At 40.4% G+C, this 651-nt stretch carries 1 protein-coding gene; it reads right to left on the bottom strand.

The window, feature by feature from the left end; translation table 11 throughout:
- Positions 1-25: 25 nt before the first annotated feature.
- Positions 26-379, bottom strand: coding sequence for a DUF817 family protein (locus MO867_RS22450; RefSeq protein ID WP_252473311.1), 354 nt, complete (start codon positions 377-379; stop codon positions 26-28).
- Positions 380-651: the final 272 nt, after the last annotated feature.

The following is a 651-nucleotide window of genomic DNA, read 5'->3' as shown; positions in this document are numbered from 1 at the left end:
TATTTTAGGTCTATTCTGTTCGTTTTTACACCGATTTATATGGGACAGCCCTGCCGAAGATATACTCTTCTGGATAGCTCCAGGAACCAATAGCATCTGAGGTTTTAAATAACTCCATAATCGTAGCAACAATATGGAATATTACAATAACCACAGACTCCTTGAAGCTCTCAAGTTTAGTGGCAAGAAGAAAAATTTGAAATGCTATTGCTGCGAGAAATATAAAATCGTATCGGTGAATAGCTTCCAACGGGTACCAGAAATTGGTAAGGATCATTATCCCCAACAAGAAACCACCAAAAATACAAGCATAAGCCTGCTTCAAACCAAACAACCAAAACTCACGAACAAATCGCTTAACTTTTATACTATTCAGCACTAGAAAAAATTCCTACCAAAACCCTACCCAAAATAAGCTATGCATCATACCCAAGCCCATACAGCACCCCACTCCCAACATCCGAATCAATCCATTATATTCCAAGCTCCAACTATACCGTTTAAGCCCACACAAAACACCCTTATTGGCCGCCAGCAGGGCCTGCGGACAGGCTGTCTATATCAAGATTTTACAACTTAATTCTTTTATGTCAGCCTTCAATACTTCGGACAGTTTTAGGGGGCGAAATAGGTAGGAACCACGGCCAGATA

This window comes from Microbulbifer okhotskensis, assembly GCF_023895975.1.
In the GTDB taxonomy this organism is placed as follows: Bacteria; Pseudomonadota; Gammaproteobacteria; order Pseudomonadales; family Cellvibrionaceae; genus Microbulbifer; species Microbulbifer okhotskensis.
The sequence above is the reverse complement of the archived record's forward strand: the minus strand, read 5'-3'. Positions and strand labels throughout refer to the sequence as shown.